Here is an 18619-nt window from a genome sequence, read left to right as displayed (position 1 = left end):
TTTAAACCAAATTCGATTTACAACATATTTTGTTATCAATATTACGGTGAGAGATCACGCCACAAACTGCTCAATGTTGATTTTATAATCGCTAAACAACGACTTGATCGACTGATAGACATTCAGTACATATATCTTGTTTCAAAATTTGATCTGGGGCACCGCTTTGGAGTTTTTAAATGAATTGACGATAAACTTGATATAAAAATTCGGCTTAGTTTACAATTCAACAAACCGAAATATTAAGCACCATCAGCCTCTACTTTATTTACTCATTATTCTAATAATCATACTTTTACAATATTTTTTAAACGTATTGAATGTAAATCATTTCAGGCACTTTCTAATCCAGACACCTCATAAAAGAGAAGCATAAAAAAACGACTCCGAAGAGTCGTTTTTTCAACTTAACTCAAATTATTGAGCTTGTTGTTCAACAGTCACTGTACGGCTGCCAGTGATCGTCGCGAATACACGACGGTTCATAGCACGACCTTCTTTAGTGTTGTTGTCAGCAATCGGTTGATCCCAAGCGAAACCTTGAGTAGACAAACGAGCTGGATCTACATTGTATTCATTTACAAGTGAAGATTTAACAGAGTTCGCACGCGCTAAAGATAAACGTTCGTTCAATGCACGTGGACCAGTGTTGTCAGTGTGACCTTCGATGCGAGCAGTAGCGTTTGGATATTCAACTAACTTCTCTGCAACTTTAGCGATTTCTGGCTTGTACTGATCTTTGATGTTTGATTTGTTCGTATCAAAGAACACACGAAGTTCCATATTCAGGTCTTCAGTCAACTCTTGTGGAGCTGGTTGAACTGGAGCAACGGTTTCAACTGGAGCAACTTCTACTACAGGAGCAGCTGGCTTCAAGTGACCACCAAGAACGACGTTAAGACCAGCTAAAGCTGTGTAGTTCCAGAATTTTTCGTCAAAGTGGTAAGTACCACGTGCTTCAGTACGAAGAGATAACGCATCGTTCAAACGGAAGAACGCACCAACACCAGCGTTACCTAAAGTACCTTCAATATCTTCACCAGCAATAGAGCCTTCAGGCGAATATTTATAGTGACCTGCACCTAAAAGTACGTATGGCTTGATTTTGCTGTCATAGTTTTTAGTGATTAGATCAGAAGTTGCATAGAAGTTTCCTGCAATGTTCTGAGCTTTATATTCAGCACCCGCACCTAAACCTTCAACATCACCTTTAACTTGGCTATATTCAGCTTCAAAACCTAACCAAGGAGTAAGTTCAACACCAAGTGCTGCACCAACAAATAAATCGTCCTGTAATTCTGGACCATCTGTTAGTTTGTCATTGTTGTGTTGAGTATCTTGCCAAGTATAACCAAGCATTAAAGGAGTAATAGTTACGCCCGCGTTTGCAGCAGCTAAAGGAGCAGCTACGAGCATTGCTAATGCAATACGACTCATTTTCATGGATTTATCCTCCAGAGATAACAATTGTTGTTCAAGCTCAAGCTTAAATTTTCGACTACCCTGAGATAGGCTTTCTTATACCCCAGTATTATTTTTAAGCTAGTCACTTTGAATCATACAAACACTTTATTACTTTTCCAAGTGCTTGATAATTTTAATCAAGTAAATTATTGACAAAATTACTTACAATTTCCGTTGTAATTCGGTAACTTTCTACTCAATTTTTTGTGGCGAATAGCCTATCTTTCTTGCTGTTTATTTTAACACTTTCTAGAGAAGTTGTTTAGTAATTATTATACACAGCAGATAAAGCACTATAAAACAACAAATTACTCAAATTAATCATAAAAAACACAACAATAACAGGTAAAGACTTATGTCGAATGTAAGAAAAAACGGCTTCACACTGTTTGAATTGATCGTCACGTTAGCAATTAGTGCGATTTTAGTCATGATTGCCCTGCCACATTTTCATCAGCTGATGGCAGAACAAGAACTCAAACGAATTCAGTATTCATTACAGTCCAGCCTGAAAATAGCACGCTCTCATGCCTTCACCCATCACAGCAATGTGGTGATTTGTCCTACACAAAACTTTGTTCAATGTAGCAAGCAAAACTGGAATACTGGTTTTTTGATTTTTATGGATCGTAATCGAAACCGCCAAATTGACGACAGTGAATACATTCTTTATACAGAAAAAACTGCACTTAAATACGGAACCTTGGATTGGCGTGGAACTTTAAACATTCCTAGTGTGACTTTTAATGCACAACAAGGTTTGCCGATCGGCTCAAATGGTAGCTTCTTTTACTGTTCCACTCACCTTACAAGCAAGCGCTTAGTACTCAGTAAAATGGGGCAAACCCGAGCTGAAGACATCAATATATGTTAACTCAGCAGTCTAAACGATCTTTACATTGTCACTTTATTCTTATCTTTTTTTGCCTATACTGCAGAAGTGATCTATTCCTGCTTGGAATTCAATCTAGACAAAAGCACATATAAATTGGGAGAATAAAATGACGGATATCGTGATTGTGAATGGCGCTCGTACTGCTATGGGTGGTTTTCAGGGCAGTTTAGCCACACTAAGCGCACCTGAATTGGGTGCAGCAAGTATTCAAGCCGCTATTCAACGTGCAGGTCTGCAACCCACAGATATTGAAGAAGTCATTATGGGTTGTGTTTTGCCTGCAGGCTTAAAACAAGGTCCTGCACGTCAAGCCATGCGTCAAGCTGGTTTGCCAGATTCAACAGGTGCAGTGACCATCAATAAACTGTGTGGTTCGGGCATGAAAGCCGTCATGCAAGCTGCTGATGCAATTAAAGCAGGTTCTGCTTCCATCATTGTTGCAGGTGGGATGGAGTCGATGAGCAATGCACCATACATCCTGACCAAAGCACGTGCGGGTTACCGCATGGGACACGGTGAAGTGAAAGATCACATGTTCTTAGATGGCTTAGAAGATGCAGAAACAGGACGTTTAATGGGTTCATTCGCGCAGGATATGGCCAATAGTAAAGGTTACACGCGTCAACAAATGGATGATTTTGCGATTCGCTCTCTCAAACGCGCACAAACTGCCGTAAATGAAGGCTACTTTGCCGATGAAATTGTGCCTGTAAATATTTCAACACGTAAAGGTGATGTGGTTGTCGATAAAGATGAACAACCATTTAATGCCAATATTGAAAAAATTCCAACTCTTCGTCCTGCTTTTGCCAAAGATGGTACGATTACCGCGGCCAATGCCAGCTCAATTTCAGATGGCGCTTCGGCTTTAGTCCTGACGTCTGCAGAAAATGCAGCAAACAAAGGTTTACAGCCATTGGCGAAAATTGTGGCTTATGCCACCAATTCACAACATCCATCAGAATTCACTATTGCCCCTGTTGCTGCAATTCAAAAAGTATTGGATAAAGCGGGTTGGCAAGTTGCAGATGTAGATTTATGGGAAATCAATGAAGCTTTTGCTATGGTCACCATGTGCCCAATAGATGAATTCAAGCTTGATCCTGAAAAAGTGAATATCAATGGTGGTGCATGTGCGCTTGGACATCCTGTGGGTTCTACAGGTTCACGTATTATCCTGACTTTAATTCATGCGCTTAAACGTACAGGTGGCAAACGTGGCGTGGCCGCTCTCTGTATTGGCGGTGGTGAAGCAACTGCAGTCGCGATTGAATTGCTTTAATGCCTTACTAGCCCTATCCCATAAAACCGCATTGCGGCAGATTGAATAAAATCAATTTCTAACTGTTTTTTATTCAAAAAGTAAAAAGACGAATCATTGATTCGTCTTTTTACTTTTTACCTTAAAAAGTTTAGAGCATTTCTGCACGTAACTGCACAGGTGATTTCATTGACAATAATCCTGGCGCAACATCGTAAGCAGTTTTTGCACCATATTGCTGCATTTGGTTCAAACGATAACAAGCACGTGCATAAGCAACCAAAATACTCGCGGTAAATTCAGGATTGCTGTCTAACTTCAATGAAAACTCAAGCACTTGTTTTTGTTCATCGCTGGTATTTCCACTGCGAATGACAAAACCACCATGTGGCATGCGTTGGTGATCTTTAGCTAAAGTCGCTTCATCAATGAAATTTACGGTTGTGTTGTAGTCAGCAAAATAATCTGGCATGGTCACAATCGCTTGCTCTACCGCAGCAGCATCGGCACCTTCTGCAAGTACGACATAACATTCACGAGTATGTTTATCTTTGGTGCTTAGCACAGGGCGCGCACCGCTACGTACTTGCTCAATCGCATCATTAGATGGAATGGTATATTGCACACCTGCTTTTACACCCTCTACACGACGAATGGCATCTGAGTGTCCCTGACTTAAACCTTTACCCCAAAATGTATAAGTTTCGCCATCGGGTAATAACGCTTCACCAAATAAACGATTGATAGAGAACATGCCTGGATCCCAACCAATTGAGATGAGTGCAGTTTTCTTGTTCGCAGTCGCTGGTGCATCTACAGATGCATAATATTCACGAATACGTGCATGCGTATCGAAACTATCGACAATATTAAATTGGCTCGCCAATACAGGGCCTTGTTGTGGCAAATCGTCTTTTGAACCACCACATAAAATCAGTACGTCAATTTTGTCTTGAAAATCTGACAGTGAATCCATGTGAAACACTGCTGTTTCAGCAAAACAGGGTGAAATACTTTCAGGCGCACGTCGGGTAAAAATACCCACCAATTGTAAATCTGGGTTTTTCTGAATCGCCGTTTCAACGCCACGACCTAAATTGCCATAACCAGCAATACCAATACGGATAGAATTTTGCATAAAGACAAATCACTTCATTATGAAAAAATTGAACAATAAATTAGAGGATAATCACATCAAATTATCGTCTTGATTGATTTTTGATACTGTAAAAATAATGCCTACATAAGACTACGATGCTTCGTCAGTGTACTTATACTACAGCACTTTGCTGCAAATTAAATCATTAAAAAGTGCGATAAAACAAACCGTTTGATCATTTTAAGGCAAACAAAAAGCCTGCGTGTGGCAGGCTGTTTGTAAATCTGTGAACCGCGATATTTCAATGAAATCTATCTATATTTAGATAAAACCCATCATCAATATCTTATGCACCAGTTTGATAATTTGGTTTTGGCACAGCGGTAGACGCTTGATAAGGATGGGTAAAATCCGCCAAACCTGCCGCAGCTTCTTGTACGTCTTTACCTTCTTTGATCACGAAAGTATCGAAACCTGCACGCATCATATAGTTCAAGACATCTTTAAATACATCACCGACTGCACGAAGTTCGCCCTGAAAGCCTTGACGGCGTAACAATGCCGCAAATGAATAACCACGGCCATCGTTAAAACCTGCGAATTCAATGAAAATCGCATCTAGTTCCGCCAATGGAAATTCATGGTTTTCAGGCGAAGTATCTACCGTTAGATACAAAGCTTTTTTACCTGAAATTTGTACCAACAGATCAAGCTGTTCAACGCTAAGCACCACATCACCTTGCGGTAATGCTGCATCTTCAGCAATCACTTGATAAGTATTGTCTGAAATCGTGCCATCTTTCGCGAGCACAGGGAGTGCAGTATTAAGCATAAGCGCGCTCCTTAAATGGTTGAATGCCGACACGGCGATAAGTATCGATGAAGTCTTCACCTTCACTACGCAAATCTAAGTAGGTATTTAAAATTTCTTCCACGACATCTGGAATCACTTCGGCAGCAAAAGATGGTCCTAAAATATCACCAATTGAAGCATCATGGTCTGCATGCCCACCTAAAGTGATTTGGTAAAATTCAGCGCCTTTTTTATCAACACCTAAAATCCCGATATTACCAACGTGGTGGTGACCACAAGCATTCATACAACCTGAAATATTCAAATCCAGTTTGCCAAGATTATAAATGGTATCCAAATCATCAAAACGGCGTGAAATAGCTTCTGAAATTGGAATAGATTTAGCGTTGGCAAGTGAACAGAAATCGCCACCCGGACAGCAAATAATATCGGTAATAAAGCCAATATGTGCGCGCGCCAAGTTGTTAGCATCTAGCACTTGCCACAATGCAAATAAATCTTTTTGTGGCACATCGACCAAGGCAATATTTTGTTCATGCGTGGTACGCAATTCACCAAAGGTATATTGATCGGCTAAATCTGCAATCAGATTCATTTCTTCGCTCGTCATGTCACCTGGTGCAACACCTGCACGTTTCAATGAAATGGTGACAATACGGTAGCCTTGTACTTTGTGCGCATTGGTGTTGATGTTGAACCATTGTTTGAATTTTGGATACTGTGCAAACAGCGCACTAAAATCTTCATCGGCATAGTTTTGATAAGCAAATGGCGTGAAGTTTTCATCCATTTTTTTCAAAGTTTCAGCATCAATTTTTAAGGTTTTCACCGTGTGTGCAAATTCAGCTTCAACTTTTTCTGCAAACACTGCTGGAGTTAAGGCTTTTACCAAAATTTTGATACGTGCTTTATATTTATTGTCGCGACGACCATGCAAATTATAGACACGTAAAATGGCTTCTAAGTAAGCAATCAAATCTTCACGTGGCAAGAACTCACGAATAATGCTACCAATAATTGGAGTACGACCTAAGCCTCCACCAACTTTGATTTTATAGCCAATTTCGCCTGCTTCATTTTTAACAATATAGACGCCAATGTCATGAAACGCAGTCGCAGCACGGTCAATTTCTTCCAGTGCAGACACAGCAATTTTAAACTTACGTGGCAAGAATGCAAATTCTGGGTGGAAAGTCGACCACTGACGAATTAATTCACAAGTTGGACGTGGATCGGCAATTTCGCCCGCCACGACACCTGCATACTGGTCTGTGGTGGTATTACGAATACAGTTACCCGAGGTCTGAATTGCATGCATTTGTACGGTTGCAAGCTCTGCCAGCATGTCAGGCACATTTTCCAGTGCAGGCCAGTTAAACTGAATATTTTGACGTGTTGATACGTGCGCATAGCCACGGTCATAGTCTTTGGCAAGCTGCGCCACTTTGCGCAATTGCTTAGAGTTCATCAGACCGTAAGGCACCGCAATACGCAACATTGGCGCATAGCGTTGTACATACAAACCATTTTGCAGACGCAATGGACGATATTCATCCTCAGTCAATTTGCCTGCTAAATAACGTTCCGTTTGGTCGCGGAACTGTGCAACACGTTCATTAATCAGTTGCTGATCGAAATCAGTATATAAATACATGGCGTACAGCTAGTCATTTCTATTATCACGGCTTACAGCATAGCGAGATTCAACCTATCAACAAAATGTGTTTTTTACATATTTATTAGCGATTTTATTGATAAGACATTGCAACATCACAACCTGTAAGCCTTTGCCAAAATTTTCAGCTTTTTTATAAAGCTATCACAAAATAATGCATCCTTTAGCACTTTTTCTGCTAAAGCATCTATTCGAACTTTTATTTATGACTTGTATCTTAGACTAGCCTCCAGCTTTATCCTGATTTTTAGTCTGAGATGACCACTGCCCTGCACCCAAAGCCTGCCCGATATAATCGTAACGCATTTGAGAACGTGAAAATTTAATTGGACACGCCAACTGAGTTTCAGTTTTTGTAGCATTCTGCTGAATAGGAACTTCTACTGTCCAACCGCGTTGCTGTGCCAAAGGTGAATGTAAAGCTTCATCTAAAGTGAATACAGGTTCAACGCAGACATCATGTTGCGCAAATACCTGCTGCCATGTGGCAAAACTTTGTGTTTTGATTTTATCTTGAATAGCGTGTTTAACTTGCAAGCAAACTTGCGGATCTAAAGATGCACCTTTTTCCAAAAGTATTGGCAAATTTAAAATCTGTGCCAAACCCTGCATAAACTGCGGTTCTAAACTACCGACTGAAAGATAACGACCATCTGCAGTTTCATAATAGTCATAATAGGTGCCGCCATTTAAGTAAGATTGTTCGGCATATTGAGGCACCTGTGCCGCCAAGACGGCAGAAGCTGCCATATTATTTAATGTAGCTGCACAATCAGTCATCGAAATATCAATATATTGCCCTAAACCACTGCGCTGACGTTCAATCACCGCACTTAAAATGGCCACCAAGGCATGCAATGAGCCACCTGCAACATCAGCCACTTGAATTCCTAACGGCGGTGGCCCACCCGCTTGCCGCCCACTATGTCCAGCAATGCCAGACAAAGCTAAATAGTTGATGTCATGTCCTGCCCGTTGTTGATAATCACCTGTTTGTCCATAACCTGTGATGGAACAATAGATCAGTCGCGGATTAATTTTTGCCAAGCTAGCATAGTCCAGTCCTAAACGCTGCATCACCCCTGGTCTAAACTGTTCGAGTATAATATCGAAATCAGTAATTTTCTCGTGAATAAGGTGAATACTTTCCGGAGATTTTAAATCCAAAGTAATTGACTGTTTATTACGATTCAAATAACTATGCGAAGTCGCCTGTCCATTGGCATAGGGCGGAAATAAACGAATTAAGTCAGGTCGGGTTGCCGATTCAATGTGAATAACCTCTGCACCCATATCAGCCAAATATAAACTTGCAAAAGGACCTGGCAACAAGGTGGAAAAATCTAAAACTTTTAAACCGCTTAGTGCATGTGTCATTATGGTGATTACTCTATTTTTTCTGATTTTCCGTTTATCTTATAAACACTAAAACTGTAACACAATGTCATCTTCAGCCATTTACCTTGATCATTTCGGCAATTTATTATGTAAAATAAGTAAAATTGGTATTGTAAATTGCCAATTTCAATTTTTTAGCGTCATTTAGGTCAAGCTTACGTGAATACAAAAGAGACTGAAGGATTTAACATGAGCAGAGATACCATTAGTATCCATTTTGTAAATGCAGCGCTCACGGGTGTTAAGCGACTCGGCATGGATGTCGAAACCTTATTATCTCATGTCGGTATTGAGGCAGAACTTCTGCGCCAACCGAAAGCACGTATTTCACCTGAACAATATACTCGCTTTATTAAAATGTTGTGGATGGTGACCCAAGACGAACACGTGGGTTTTGATTCTCAGCCACGTCGTTTGGGTACATTCGCGATCATGTGCCAATTGGTAATTCACGCCAAAACATTGGGCGATGCCTTAGAACTCTCTTCGCAATTCTATAAGCTGTTTGGTGATGATTGGTCAGTTACCTTAGAACGTGATAAACACGAAGCGCGTTTGGTGCCATCTATTCCACAAGCCATGGATCCTGATCACTTTATTACTGAAAGTATGTTGATGATTTGGCACGGCTTGGCCTCTTGGCTAATTGAACGTCGCCTGCCTTTAGAGCGTGTGCATTTTGGCTATCCTCGTCCTGCACATGCAGACGAATACGATGCGCTATTCTTTGCACCTGTGATGCAGTTCGAAATGCCACGCACCGAAATTACCTTTGCTGCCGACTATCTGGATTTACCAATTCGTCAAACCCAAGAAACTTTAGACGAATTCTTAAAAACAGCACCTGCACAATTGTTGGTGAAATTTAAAAACACCAATTCTTTAACTTCACGTATTCGTGATGTCTTAAAGAGCCAGATTGGCGAAGAGATGCCAACCTTGAATGATGTTGCATCCATGCTGTACCTGTCGCCACAAACCTTGCGTCGTCGTTTGGCTGCAGAAGGTAAAAGCTATCAAGGGGTGAAAGATGCCTTGCGTCGTGATGCTGCGATTCATTTGCTACTCAATCCTGAGCTAACCCTTGAAGATGTAGCGCAACAAGTTGGCTTTAGTGAAACCAGTACCTTCCACCGTGCTTTCAAAAAGTGGACTGGCGTCACCCCTGGTTTATATCGTCAGTTGCATGGTTATCATTAATTTAGAATCGACAATTCACAATAACTCGTAATTCCAGTTAATCGCCCTTGTACACTACAAGGGCTTTTTTTATCGCTAAATTTTATCTTTCTTGGAATTGCTAGGTCATCTCGATTAGCAAAAAACCTCACTGACCTGAACCGTTCTTGTCATTGCACTTCACTATTTTCTGTTTACACTCAAAAGCAATCACTAAGAAAACTATCGACAAAGGATTGATTATGAGCGAGGCCTACATCATTGATGCCATTCGCACTCCGCGCGGCAAAGGAAAAAAAGATGGCGCATTACACGAAGTTAAACCCATTCGCTTACTCACGACCTTATTAAATGAATTGCAACAACGATACAATCTAGATACTTCACAAGTAGACGACATTGTTTTGGGTTGTGTCACACCAATTGGTGATCAGGGCGCAGATATTGCCAAAACCGCAGCAATTGCCGCAGGTTGGGACAATGATGTTGCAGGGGTACAAATCAATCGCTTTTGTGCCTCAGGTTTAGAAGCCGTGAACCTCGCAGCGCAAAAAGTCCGTTCAGGTTGGGAAGATTTAATCGTTGCGGGCGGTGTGGAGTCTATGTCACGTGTGGCAATGGGTTCCGATGGTGGTGCTTGGGCATTTGACCCTGAAACCAATATGGCTTGTGACTTTATTCCACAAGGTATTGGTGCCGACTTAATTGCCACACTCGATGGTTATAGCCGTGCCGAGGTTGATCAATTTGCAGCAGCATCACAGCACAAAGCCGCAGCAGCACAAGCACAGGGATATTTCGAGCGCTCGATTGTACCTGTCAAAGATCAGGCAGGCGTAGTGATTTTGGCACAAGATGAATTTATCAAACCACAAACCACGGCTGAAAGTTTGGCACAGCTTAAACCAAGTTTCGCAATGATGGGACAAATGGGATTCGATGCCATCGCCTTGCAAAAATATCCTGAAGCAGGACAAGTCAATCATGTGCATCATGCAGGCAATTCATCGGGTATTGTTGATGGTGCGGCGTTGGTCTTGATTGCATCTGAACAAGCCGTACAACAACACAATCTAAAACCACGTGCCAAAGTGCTTGCTACCGCACTGGTTGGCACAGACCCTACGATTATGCTCACAGGGCCCGCACCTGCAGCGCGTAAAGCCTTAACCAAAGCAGGATTAAGGATTGAAGATATTGATCTGTTTGAAGTCAATGAAGCTTTTGCAGCCGTGGTTCTGCGGTTTATTAGCGAGCTTCAGGTTGACCCTGCCAAAGTTAATGTGAATGGTGGTGCGATTGCCTTAGGTCATCCACTTGGCGCGACAGGTGCCATGATTTTAGGCACTTTACTGGACGAGCTAGAGCGACAAGATAAAAAACGCGGCATGGCTACGTTATGTGTAGGCGGTGGAATGGGAATTGCCACCATTATTGAGCGAATATAGGGAGTATAAAATGAGCGCCATTCACTATCAAAAAAATGCCGATAACATTGTAATTCTAACCTTTGACTCGCCAAATCAATCTGCTAACACCATGAATGCTGACTTTAGAGATGCATTAGCGCAAGTGGTGCAAAAGTTACAAGCAGACGAACAGGTGGCGGGGATTATTTTTGCCTCTGCAAAAAAAACTTTTTTTGCAGGCGGTGACTTAGATGAGTTAATTCAAGTACAGTCTGAACATGCCAGCTCATTTTTTCAGATGATTGAACACCTAAAAGCACAGCTGCGTTATATTGAAACTCGTGGCATTCCTGTAGTAGCTACCTTAAATGGCACGGCACTTGGTGGCGGATGGGAACTTGCGCTGTGCTGTCATCATCGTATTGCGATTCGTGATGCAAAAACCAAGTTTGGTTTACCCGAAGTAACGCTAGGCTTATTGCCTGGTGGTGGGGGTATTGTACGGATGGTAAGGTTATTGGGTTTGCAAACTGCCCTACCGCTGTTGATGGAAGGTAAACAGTTGAATGTGGAAAAAGCACAACGTTTAGGTTTAATACATGATCTTGCTGAAAATGAAGCAGAATTACTTAGCAAAGCCCAAGACTGGATTCTTGCTCACCCGCAATCACAACAAGTATTTGATGTCAAAGGCTATAAAATCCCTGGGGGAACACCATCCACGCCTGCTGTCGCACAAATGCTTTCGATTGCTCCTGCCATGCTACGCGACAAAACCAAAGGCTGTTACCCTGCGCCAGAAGCAATTTTGAGCGCAGCAGTAGAAGGTGCGCAGGTTGATGTCGATACAGCCTTACGCATTGAATCCCGCTATTTTACCCAGCTCGCAACAGGTCAAATTTCTAAAAATATGATTGGCACCTTTTGGCATGGGCTGAATGCGATTAAATCGGGCTCTAGCCGTCCGCAAGGCATTGCAACGAATCAAACCCAAAAAGTTGGCATTTTAGGTGCAGGCATGATGGGTGCAGGTATTGCTTATGCCACAGCAAGCAAAGGGATTACGGTTGTTCTTAAAGATGTATCCATCGAACACGCTGAAAAAGGCAAAGCTTACAGTCAAAAAATACTAGATAAACAAGTATCGCAAGGTCGTATAAGTGCAGAGCGAGCAGCACAAGTCTTAGCCAATATTCATCCAACTGCACAGGCTGCCGATTTACAAGGCTGTGATTTGATTATTGAGGCGGTATTTGAAAATCCCGTACTCAAGGCACAAGTCACACAAGAAGCCGAAGTTTTTCTGGCAGAACAAGGTGTGATGGCATCCAATACCTCAACTTTGCCAATAAGCGGGCTTGCCCAAGCTGCGCAAGATCAACAGCGTTTTATTGGACTGCATTTCTTTAGTCCTGTCGATAAAATGCCGTTGGTCGAAATCATTAAAGGAAAAAATACCTCTGCCGATACTTTGGCAAAAGCTTATGATTTTGTGCAATACATTGGTAAAACACCGATTGTGGTCAATGACAGCCGCGGCTTTTTTACCAGTCGGGTGTTTGGCACTTTTGTACAGGAAGGCTTGCGCATACTAGCAGAAGGCGTACATCCTGCCAAAATTGAAATGGCTGCTTTAAAAGCAGGCATGCCTGTTGGCCCACTTGCCATTCAGGATGAAGTATCTTTAACCTTATCTGAAAACGTGGCACAGGAAGCCCGTAATGCGTTGCAAGCCGAAGGGAAAGACCTACCAATGTCGAGTGCAGATGAAGTCATTCAAACCATGATTCATCAATTCTCGCGTAAAGGCAAAGCTGCAGGTGCAGGCTTTTATGACTATCCTGAACAGGGTAAAAAACAGCTTTGGTCGGGGTTAAGCCACTGGTATCAAAATACCGAAATCGCTGAACAAGAGATGATTGACCGTTTCTTATTTGTGCAAGCACTGGACAGCTTACGATGCTTGGAAGAAGGTGTTTTAGAATCTGTCATTGATGCCAATGTGGGTTCAATTTTTGGCATTGGTTTTCCTGCATGGACAGGCGGTGCTTTGCAGTTTCTAAATCAATATGGTTTAACACAGGCTTTAGCACGGGCACAGCAACTTGCAGCAGAATATGGCGAACGCTTTACCCCACCTAAAATCTTGCAAGACCGTGTTGCCGCAGGTGCAGCAAGCATTTAAATCTAACTTTTAATTTAAAGAGGGATACATCATCCCTCTTTTTATTTGCTTAAAATTATAATAAATATCCCTGCATGAATAGAATTTAATCCGTTTTTTATGCATTTTATGTTATAAAGTTACATAATTTTAAGATTTAGATTCAAATTGGGTAGATGCACATGACCGAACGCCTTACTCCTGAAAAATCACCTTGGGGTTGGAAAGCACTCTTTATTTTCTGTATTTTGGGTGGTATTTTCATGTTTATTTTCTGGTTAGCGGTTACAAATGAACCTGACTACATGCCTAGCCAGCAACAAAAGCAAAATACCCAACAACATGCGTTTAAAAATGCACCAGCCATGTCACAAGAAGCGATTGCAAAGGCACAAGCTGACCGTGAAGCTCGAGAAGCATTAAAAGCTGCACCTACAGCAGACGCACATGCTATGACTGAAACTGAACATGCTGCTATGCCTGAAAGCCATGAGCAAGCACCTGCACATGGGCACTAATTAAATACCATTTGAAAATAGACTCTACTCTTAGGGTCTATTTTTCAAACTTGGGTGCTAGATCAAAATATAGTGGTAAATGATCACTCAAACTTAGCCAAGGTGTCTGATCTCCCACCTGCATGCTAGCTTGATCTATTTTCCAAAATTGCTCAGAAGCAAACATATAATCAATATGATATGCCTTCGCTAAATTTCGCTGTAAAAAGAATGTTGCTTGACTTTCCTGCCCTTGTTTCTCATTAGAAATGTGATGGTAAAGACTCTTTATTTTTAGATCATTAAATATACGTATGACATCGGAGTGATTCCACCACCGATCCCAAACATCCCACTGTGAGTTGCTGTTAAAATCTCCACCAATAATGAGCGGAATATTTTGCATTTTTAGTTGATGTAACTGTAAATATTTCCAAATTTGACCAATATATGCAAAAGTTGGAGAGTTTGCATGTTTTGCCCATACAGCAAGGAGCGTAAAGGATTGATTAACTTGAATAGGTAAAAATAGTTCTAGTTTGTTGTCTTGCCAATCTAATACTTCTAGTGATAAAACATCTTATGTAAAAATACCTATGCCTTTATTCTTATTATTTCCTTTCCAAACAAAATTAGAAAAATATTGTCGATAAATTTTCTTTGCTTGTTCCGTATGCTCACATTCCTGAATAATATAAATATCGGCATCAAATTGAAGAATAGGCTCAATTTTATTTCTAAAAGCACCATTACAATTCCATGTCACAATCTTCATTGTATTCAACTTTCAAACACTAAACGCATGTCTACATGCGCAATACCACAATCTAAATACGATTCACCCTCCACCTGAAAACCCAAGCTTTGATAAAACGGAATCGCGTGTTCCTGCGCAGACAACTTGACCCACGGACGTTGCTGCTGCTTTGCCATCTGAATAATATGCTGCATTAGAACACGTCCCACACCTAAACCACGCTGTGACTTCAGTACCGCGACCCGCCCAATACTGTGATTTTCCAATAAGCGTGCTGTTGCAATCGCCTGCTTTCCTATATAAACCACAAAATGCAGGGCAACTGCATCTTGTGCATCCCACTCATCTTCAGGCGCAATTCGCTGTTCCAGAATAAAGACTTGCTCACGAATAGATTTAGCCTCTGCGGCAAACTGCGCCCAAGTGCCCGATTGAATTTCATAATCTTGCATCTTTTTATCCTGTTCCATCTTGCTTAGCACTTAGAACCAATGCCCTGCTGATCCCACTGATCATTCAACAATAACTCCAAAGAGTGTTTTTGAATACCGTACATGGTTTTTAAATCACGAATTTGCGCCAAAACGGTCTGATCAGGTTCACTCCAATTTTGACGTTTGGTTGCCAAAATCATTTTGTTTTTACTGGTGTGTTCTAAAGCGACAAACTCAAAAACTTTGGTGTCATAACCATAGGCTTTGAGCAATAAAGCGCGGATGGTATCGGTTAACATTTCCGCCTGCTGTCCTGCATGAATGCCAAATTGTAGCATCGGTTGCAACACGCTTGGGCTTTGTAATTGCGGACGTAACTCTTTATGACAACACGGCGCGCACATAATCATTTGTGCATTCAGGCGAATACCCGTATGAATTGCAAAATCAGTGGCGACATCACAGGCATGCAAAGCAATCATCACATCTAAATGTTCAGGCTGATAGGTGCGTACATCGCCCTGAAAAAAGTCTAACTGCTGAAAGTCTGAAGCACTGGCCACCGACTGACAAAACTCAACCATTTTCGGGTTCAGTTCCACCCCAGTCACAAAAGGAAGAAATTGCTGCTTTTGCAAATAGTCATATAACGCAAAAGTTAAATAGCCTTTGCCTGAGCCAAAATCCACCACGCGTAACGTATTTTCCGAAATTTTGATTTGCGCCAAAGCCCCCGAAAAAATTTCAATGAATTTATTAATCTGTTTCCATTTACGCGCCATGCTCGGAATAATTTGCGCTTTGGCATCGCTAATACCCAAGTGTTGTAAAAATGGGCTGGAGTGATCAACATAACGCTGCTTTTCTCGGTCATGTCCTTGCGGTTCTTTCGATTTCGCGCTAGTCGGTACAGTTTTACTGATGCTGAGCATGGCTTTCTTCTTGTTCTTTTTTAGCTGAATTTCCTGATCATTCGTAAATAGATTGGCCTGTTTACAATCTGCCAATAAGTGACTCAATTGCATCTGCGCTTCTGCCAAAGGATAGTTTTTGGTGATATCCTGCGTTTTATGGCGATACAAACAATTTAAAACGGCATCTTGATTCAGCTGAATCACCCGCAAAGTGATTTTTTCTAAGTGTTCTAGTTCACCTTTATATTGACTCAGCACCACACGATCAAGCTTTTGTGTATCAATGGCTTGCTGAAAAGCCTCTAAGAATTGTTGTTCCTGCACAGAGGGAGAAGCCAAAGTCGACATAATAAAAACCTGGAAAAATTACAATTCAAGTTTAATTGTTATTACCCTAAAAGCAAAATTGAATTACGATACAGTTGTATAATTAAAGAAGTTAAAGCAGATTCGCCATGAAATTAAACGCCCCTTTAGTGTCTGATTATGACCTGCAAGAAGAACGGATTAACTATCTGAGTCATGGCGTTGGTGCGGTTTTGGCATTTATTGCAGGTATTCTTTTAATCATTAAAGGTGCGTATTTAAGCACAGGGCAATGGCTAGGTTTGTGGGCCTATGCATTAAGCATGGTACTGCTTTTTTCTGCTTCAATGCTGTACCACATGGCAACGGCAGCAGACCGTCGTTATTTTTATAAAAAGCTAGATCACACCGCAATTTATTATTTAATAGCAGGTACTTATACCCCGTTTCTATCCATCGCGATTCCTACGCAAAAAGCACAATATTTGTTAATTGCCTTATGGATAATTGCCTTGATTGGCACCCTCTTTAAACTGGTATTCATCAACCGTTTTCATAAAATTTCGTTAATTGCCTACTTGGTGATGGGTTGGTTAGCCGTTCTGGTCATAGACGATATGCAATCCTATTTAAGCAGCCAAGCCCTGACCTTTTTGCTGATTGGCGGGATTGCCTACACCGTGGGTGCATTGTTTTATGCCTTAAAACGCGTAAGATATACCCACGCAATTTGGCATGTATTTGTCCTCATTGGTGCAGGCGCACACTTTCTGGCAATTTATCTGTATGTGATTTAATCATGCTGAATCTCGTTCATGCCTTACACATGAAACGGTTAGACTTTGACGATATTCATGGATATAGTTTTGTGACCAACTTCTTGTCCAAAAAAGCATAACCACAAGAAGTATTGACTATTTTTCTGCCCGTGCAGTCTGTGCCAAATTGCACTTTCATTTAAAATTCACTTTACATAAGGTCCTGTATGGCATCTTCATCTACTGCTGCCGCTGAACAGCCGACTCAAAATTCTAAATTTCGAGTACTGACTGCAAGCTTGGTCGGTACCACCATCGAGTTTTTTGACTTTTATATCTACGCCACTGCGGCAGTCATTATTTTTCCGTATCTGTTCTTTCCGACCAGTACTGACCCAATGACGGCAACCATTCAGTCACTGGCCACCTTTGCAATTGCCTTTATCGCCCGTCCTATTGGTGCAGCCCTGTTTGGACATTTGGGAGATCGGATTGGGCGCAAAGCCACTTTGGTCGCGGCATTATTGACCATGGGGATTTCTACAGTCTGTATTGGTTTACTGCCAACGTATGCACAAATTGGCATTGTCGCACCCATATTATTGGCACTGTGTCGTTTAGGACAAGGTTTAGGCTTAGGCGGCGAATGGTCAGGTGCGGTACTGTTAGCCACAGAAAATGCCCCTGAAGGTAAACGTGCTTGGTATGGCATGTTCCCACAATTGGGCGCACCGATTGGTTTTATTCTTGCCACAGGTTCATTCCTCATTTTAGGTGCGCTGATGTCTGAGCAGGACTTTATGACATGGGGCTGGCGCATCCCGTTTATTTCCAGTGCCTTATTGGTGATTGTCGGTTTATGGATTCGCTTAAAACTGCATGAAACCCCGGCCTTTCAAAAAGTGTTGAATAAGCAAAAAGAAGTCAATGTGCCATTTATTCAAGTCTTTAAAAAACACGCTAAAATGTTAGTGCTAGGTACAATTGCTGCAATTTGTACCTTTGTGGTGTTTTATCTGACCACGGTATTTGCCTTGCAATGGGGCACCAAACAACTGGGCTATTCACGTGAAGAGTTTTTAAAACTTCAACTTTTAGCCACATTGTGTTTTGCCGCTTTTATTCCCCTCTCAGCCGTTTTAGCCGAAAAATTTGGACGTAAAACCACGTCTATTGCGGTGTGTATCATCTCTGCAATTTTTGGCTTATTCTTTGCAGATATGCTTGCTTCAGGCAGCACGTGGATTGTTTTTATGTTCCTGTGTATTGGCTTGGCGATTATGGGGCTTACTTACGGGCCAATTGGTACAGTCTTGTCTGAAATTTTTCCAACATCTGTACGCTATACAGGCTCGGCACTTACATTTAACTTGGCGGGTATTTTTGGCGCATCGTTTGCCCCACTGATTGCTACCAAACTCGCCACCACTTATGGCTTGGCTGCAGTTGGCTATTATTTAAGTGCCGCATCCATCTTGTCTTTAATCGCATTCTTAATGATTCGAGAAACCAAGCATGATGATGTGAATAACCAAATTTAAGCGTAAATATTGCATCAAAAAAACCAGCCGAGGCTGGTTTTTTCAAATGAATGA

Annotated in this window: 17 protein-coding genes; 8 read left to right on the top strand and 9 right to left on the bottom strand. The window is 41.5% G+C overall.

The window, feature by feature from the left end; genetic code table 11:
* Window positions 1–417: 417 nt before the first annotated feature.
* Window positions 418–1443 carry an outer membrane protein Omp38 gene (gene omp38 / locus B2W49_RS10845; protein ID WP_291341208.1) on the bottom strand — a complete coding sequence of 342 codons (1026 nt, stop codon included), beginning with the start codon at window positions 1441–1443 and terminating at the stop codon, window positions 418–420.
* A gap of 376 nt (window positions 1444–1819) precedes the next feature.
* Between omp38 and B2W49_RS10840 the strand changes: the two genes are divergently transcribed.
* Together B2W49_RS10840 and B2W49_RS10835 are read left to right on the top strand one after the other, a co-directional pair.
* Window positions 1820–2338 (top strand): GspH/FimT family pseudopilin, encoded by a 519-nt coding sequence (locus B2W49_RS10840; protein WP_151836340.1) that lies wholly within the window; start codon window positions 1820–1822, stop codon window positions 2336–2338.
* A 127-nt stretch (window positions 2339–2465) separates the two neighbouring features.
* Entirely contained in the window at window positions 2466–3641 is a 1176-nt protein-coding gene (locus B2W49_RS10835) for a thiolase family protein (protein ID WP_291341205.1), read from the top strand.
* 130 nt (window positions 3642–3771) lie between these two features.
* Here B2W49_RS10835 and B2W49_RS10830 read toward each other — a convergent pair whose 3' ends face one another.
* The 4 genes from B2W49_RS10830 to B2W49_RS10815 all read right to left on the bottom strand — a co-directional run bounded on the left by B2W49_RS10830 (window position 3772) and on the right by B2W49_RS10815 (window position 8585).
* Complete coding sequence (locus B2W49_RS10830) at window positions 3772–4758, bottom strand: diaminopimelate dehydrogenase (protein WP_291341203.1); 987 nt, start codon at window positions 4756–4758, stop codon at window positions 3772–3774.
* Window positions 4759–5065: 307 nt separating this feature from the next.
* The gene (locus B2W49_RS10825; RefSeq protein WP_291341201.1) at window positions 5066–5551 is read right to left on the bottom strand and encodes a DUF934 domain-containing protein; all 486 of its coding nucleotides are present in this window, start codon (window positions 5549–5551) and stop codon (window positions 5066–5068) included.
* On the bottom strand, window positions 5544–7187 hold the full coding sequence (locus tag B2W49_RS10820) for a nitrite/sulfite reductase (protein ID WP_291341199.1): 1644 nt from the start codon (window positions 7185–7187) through the stop codon (window positions 5544–5546). The genes B2W49_RS10825 and B2W49_RS10820 overlap by 8 nt, the downstream gene beginning before the upstream one ends.
* A gap of 243 nt (window positions 7188–7430) precedes the next feature.
* Entirely contained in the window at window positions 7431–8585 is a 1155-nt protein-coding gene (locus B2W49_RS10815) for a CaiB/BaiF CoA transferase family protein (RefSeq protein WP_291341197.1), read from the bottom strand.
* A 210-nt stretch (window positions 8586–8795) separates the two neighbouring features.
* On the opposite strand from B2W49_RS10815, the gene B2W49_RS10810 reads away from it, so the two are divergent.
* The 4 genes from B2W49_RS10810 (at window position 8796) to B2W49_RS10795 (ending at window position 13876) form a co-directional block, all read left to right on the top strand.
* Window positions 8796–9806 carry an AraC family transcriptional regulator gene (locus tag B2W49_RS10810; RefSeq protein WP_291341195.1) on the top strand — a complete coding sequence of 337 codons (1011 nt, stop codon included), beginning with the start codon at window positions 8796–8798 and terminating at the stop codon, window positions 9804–9806.
* Window positions 9807–10027: 221 nt separating this feature from the next.
* A complete protein-coding gene (locus B2W49_RS10805; protein WP_291341193.1) occupies window positions 10028–11233 on the top strand; it encodes an acetyl-CoA C-acetyltransferase in 1206 nt (401 codons plus the stop codon).
* 10 nt (window positions 11234–11243) lie between these two features.
* Window positions 11244–13379, top strand: a complete 2136-nt coding sequence (locus tag B2W49_RS10800; protein WP_291341191.1) for a 3-hydroxyacyl-CoA dehydrogenase NAD-binding domain-containing protein — start codon at window positions 11244–11246, stop codon at window positions 13377–13379.
* Between the two features lie 161 nt (window positions 13380–13540).
* Complete coding sequence (locus tag B2W49_RS10795) at window positions 13541–13876, top strand: hypothetical protein (protein WP_291341189.1); 336 nt, start codon at window positions 13541–13543, stop codon at window positions 13874–13876.
* Window positions 13877–13913: 37 nt separating this feature from the next.
* Here the strand turns inward: B2W49_RS10795 and B2W49_RS10790 are convergent, their stop codons facing one another.
* The 4 genes from B2W49_RS10790 to B2W49_RS10775 all read right to left on the bottom strand — a co-directional run bounded on the left by B2W49_RS10790 (window position 13914) and on the right by B2W49_RS10775 (window position 16308).
* On the bottom strand, window positions 13914–14261 hold the full coding sequence (locus tag B2W49_RS10790; protein ID WP_242911919.1) for a hypothetical protein: 348 nt from the start codon (window positions 14259–14261) through the stop codon (window positions 13914–13916).
* A gap of 174 nt (window positions 14262–14435) precedes the next feature.
* Window positions 14436–14630 carry a hypothetical protein gene (locus tag B2W49_RS10785; protein WP_291341184.1) on the bottom strand — a complete coding sequence of 65 codons (195 nt, stop codon included), beginning with the start codon at window positions 14628–14630 and terminating at the stop codon, window positions 14436–14438.
* 5 nt (window positions 14631–14635) lie between these two features.
* Window positions 14636–15064, bottom strand: coding sequence for a GNAT family N-acetyltransferase (locus B2W49_RS10780; protein WP_291341182.1), 429 nt, complete (start codon window positions 15062–15064; stop codon window positions 14636–14638).
* Window positions 15065–15087: 23 nt separating this feature from the next.
* A complete protein-coding gene (locus tag B2W49_RS10775) occupies window positions 15088–16308 on the bottom strand; it encodes a class I SAM-dependent methyltransferase (RefSeq protein ID WP_291341180.1) in 1221 nt (406 codons plus the stop codon).
* A gap of 107 nt (window positions 16309–16415) precedes the next feature.
* Here B2W49_RS10775 and trhA point away from each other — a divergent pair, with 107 nt between their 5' ends.
* Window positions 16416–17063, top strand: a complete 648-nt coding sequence (trhA, locus tag B2W49_RS10770) for a PAQR family membrane homeostasis protein TrhA (RefSeq protein WP_291341178.1) — start codon at window positions 16416–16418, stop codon at window positions 17061–17063.
* A 188-nt stretch (window positions 17064–17251) separates the two neighbouring features.
* Window positions 17252–18565 carry an MFS transporter gene (locus B2W49_RS10765; RefSeq protein WP_291341176.1) on the top strand — a complete coding sequence of 438 codons (1314 nt, stop codon included), beginning with the start codon at window positions 17252–17254 and terminating at the stop codon, window positions 18563–18565.
* The last annotated feature ends 54 nt before the right edge of the window (window positions 18566–18619 follow it).

It is taken from the genome of Acinetobacter sp. UBA801, from assembly GCA_002296655.1.
In the GTDB taxonomy this organism is placed as follows: domain Bacteria; phylum Pseudomonadota; class Gammaproteobacteria; order Pseudomonadales; family Moraxellaceae; genus Acinetobacter.
The sequence above is the reverse complement of the archived record's forward strand: the minus strand, read 5'-3'. Positions and strand labels throughout refer to the sequence as shown.

Coding starts and splice junctions, on each gene's coding strand:
- B2W49_RS10815 (WP_291341197.1), bottom strand. CDS start 8,585: ATGACACATGCACTAAGCGGTTTAAAAGTTTTAGATTTTTCCACCTTG.
- B2W49_RS10835 (WP_291341205.1), top strand. CDS start 2,466: ATGACGGATATCGTGATTGTGAATGGCGCTCGTACTGCTATGGGTGGT.
- B2W49_RS10785 (WP_291341184.1), bottom strand. CDS start 14,630: ATGAAGATTGTGACATGGAATTGTAATGGTGCTTTTAGAAATAAAATT.
- B2W49_RS10810 (WP_291341195.1), top strand. CDS start 8,796: ATGAGCAGAGATACCATTAGTATCCATTTTGTAAATGCAGCGCTCACG.
- B2W49_RS10790 (WP_242911919.1), bottom strand. CDS start 14,261: ATGCAAAATATTCCGCTCATTATTGGTGGAGATTTTAACAGCAACTCA.
- trhA (WP_291341178.1), top strand. CDS start 16,416: ATGAAATTAAACGCCCCTTTAGTGTCTGATTATGACCTGCAAGAAGAA.
- B2W49_RS10775 (WP_291341180.1), bottom strand. CDS start 16,308: ATGTCGACTTTGGCTTCTCCCTCTGTGCAGGAACAACAATTCTTAGAG.
- B2W49_RS10840 (WP_151836340.1), top strand. CDS start 1,820: ATGTCGAATGTAAGAAAAAACGGCTTCACACTGTTTGAATTGATCGTC.
- B2W49_RS10780 (WP_291341182.1), bottom strand. CDS start 15,064: ATGCAAGATTATGAAATTCAATCGGGCACTTGGGCGCAGTTTGCCGCA.
- B2W49_RS10805 (WP_291341193.1), top strand. CDS start 10,028: ATGAGCGAGGCCTACATCATTGATGCCATTCGCACTCCGCGCGGCAAA.
- B2W49_RS10825 (WP_291341201.1), bottom strand. CDS start 5,551: ATGCTTAATACTGCACTCCCTGTGCTCGCGAAAGATGGCACGATTTCA.
- B2W49_RS10820 (WP_291341199.1), bottom strand. CDS start 7,187: ATGTATTTATATACTGATTTCGATCAGCAACTGATTAATGAACGTGTT.
- omp38 (WP_291341208.1), bottom strand. CDS start 1,443: ATGAAAATGAGTCGTATTGCATTAGCAATGCTCGTAGCTGCTCCTTTA.
- B2W49_RS10800 (WP_291341191.1), top strand. CDS start 11,244: ATGAGCGCCATTCACTATCAAAAAAATGCCGATAACATTGTAATTCTA.
- B2W49_RS10830 (WP_291341203.1), bottom strand. CDS start 4,758: ATGCAAAATTCTATCCGTATTGGTATTGCTGGTTATGGCAATTTAGGT.
- B2W49_RS10795 (WP_291341189.1), top strand. CDS start 13,541: ATGACCGAACGCCTTACTCCTGAAAAATCACCTTGGGGTTGGAAAGCA.
- B2W49_RS10765 (WP_291341176.1), top strand. CDS start 17,252: ATGGCATCTTCATCTACTGCTGCCGCTGAACAGCCGACTCAAAATTCT.